Genomic DNA, 2,321 nt, shown 5'->3' on the forward strand with positions numbered 1-2,321 from the left:
CGTCGAACTTTCGGTTCATTTCGTCTTCACACACCGCAATCTGGCCTTTCGACGCAAATTGCTTGGGTGTTATATGGTCAAGCCTCACGGGCAATTAGTATTGGTTAGCTCAACGCCTCACAGCGCTTACACACCCAACCTATCAACGTCGTAGTCTTCGACGGCCCTTCAGGGAACTCAAGGTTCCAGTGAGATCTCATCTTGAGGCTAGTTTCCCGCTTAGATGCTTTCAGCGGTTATCTATTCCGAACATAGCTACCCGGCAATGCCACTGGCGTGACAACCGGAACACCAGAGGTTCGTCCACTCCGGTCCTCTCGTACTAGGAGCAGCCCCTCTCAAATCTCAAACGTCCACGGCAGATAGGGACCGAACTGTCTCACGACGTTCTAAACCCAGCTCGCGTACCACTTTAAATGGCGAACAGCCATACCCTTGGGACCGGCTTCAGCCCCAGGATGTGATGAGCCGACATCGAGGTGCCAAACACCGCCGTCGATATGAACTCTTGGGCGGTATCAGCCTGTTATCCCCGGAGTACCTTTTATCCGTTGAGCGATGGCCCTTCCATACAGAACCACCGGATCACTAAGACCTACTTTCGTACCTGCTCGACGTGTCTGTCTCGCAGTCAAGCGCGCTTTTGCCTTTATACTCTACGACCGATTTCCGACCGGTCTGAGCGCACCTTCGTACTCCTCCGTTACTCTTTAGGAGGAGACCGCCCCAGTCAAACTACCCACCATACACTGTCCTCGATCCGGATAACGGACCTGAGTTAGAACCTCAAAGTTGCCAGGGTGGTATTTCAAGGATGGCTCCACGCGAACTGGCGTCCACGCTTCAAAGCCTCCCACCTATCCTACACAAGCAAATTCAAAGTCCAGTGCAAAGCTATAGTAAAGGTTCACGGGGTCTTTCCGTCTAGCCGCGGATACACTGCATCTTCACAGCGATTTCAATTTCACTGAGTCTCGGGTGGAGACAGCGCCGCCATCGTTACGCCATTCGTGCAGGTCGGAACTTACCCGACAAGGAATTTCGCTACCTTAGGACCGTTATAGTTACGGCCGCCGTTTACCGGGGCTTCGATCAAGAGCTTCGCGTTAGCTAACCCCATCAATTAACCTTCCGGCACCGGGCAGGCGTCACACCCTATACGTCCACTTTCGTGTTTGCAGAGTGCTGTGTTTTTAATAAACAGTCGCAGCGGCCTGGTATCTTCGACCGGCATGAGCTTACGGAGCAAGTCCTTCACCCTCACCGGCGCACCTTCTCCCGAAGTTACGGTGCCATTTTGCCTAGTTCCTTCACCCGAGTTCTCTCAAGCGCCTTGGTATTCTCTACCCAACCACCTGTGTCGGTTTGGGGTACGGTTCCTGGTTACCTGAAGCTTAGAAGCTTTTCTTGGAAGCATGGCATCAACCACTTCGTTAACTAAAAGTTAACTCGTCATCAGCTCTCGGCCTTAAGATCCCGGATTTACCTAAGATCTCAGCCTACCACCTTAAACTTGGACAACCAACGCCAAGCTGGCCTAGCCTTCTCCGTCCCTCCATCGCAATAACCAGAAGTACAGGAATATTAACCTGTTTTCCATCGACTACGCTTTTCAGCCTCGCCTTAGGGACCGACTAACCCTGCGTCGATTAACGTTGCGCAGGAAACCTTGGTCTTTCGGCGTGGGTGTTTTTCACACCCATTGTCGTTACTCATGTCAGCATTCGCACTTCTGATACCTCCAGCAAGCTTCTCAACTCACCTTCACAGGCTTACAGAACGCTCCTCTACCGCATCACTTACGTGATACCCGTAGCTTCGGTGTATGGTTTGAGCCCCGTTACATCTTCCGCGCAGGCCGACTCGACTAGTGAGCTATTACGCTTTCTTTAAAGGGTGGCTGCTTCTAAGCCAACCTCCTAGCTGTCTAAGCCTTCCCACATCGTTTCCCACTTAACCATAACTTTGGGACCTTAGCTGACGGTCTGGGTTGTTTCCCTTTTCACGACGGACGTTAGCACCCGCCGTGTGTCTCCCATGCTCGGCACTTGTAGGTATTCGGAGTTTGCATCGGTTTGGTAAGTCGGGATGACCCCCTAGCCGAAACAGTGCTCTACCCCCTACAGTGATACATGAGGCGCTACCTAAATAGCTTTCGAGGAGAACCAGCTATCTCCGAGCTTGATTAGCCTTTCACTCCGATCCACAGGTCATCCGCTAACTTTTCAACGGTAGTCGGTTCGGTCCTCCAGTTAGTGTTACCCAACCTTCAACCTGCCCATGGATAGATCGCCCGGTTTCGGGTCTATTCCCAGCGACTA

General features: G+C 52.2%; 1 rRNA gene. It reads right to left on the reverse strand.

The annotated features are described in order from the left end of the window. Positions 1 to 73 precede the first annotated feature (73 nt). Positions 74 to 2,321 (reverse strand): 23S ribosomal RNA (locus OPU96_RS28730); the annotation flags it as partial.

It is taken from the genome of Pseudomonas sp. RP-B7 (assembly GCF_059803535.1).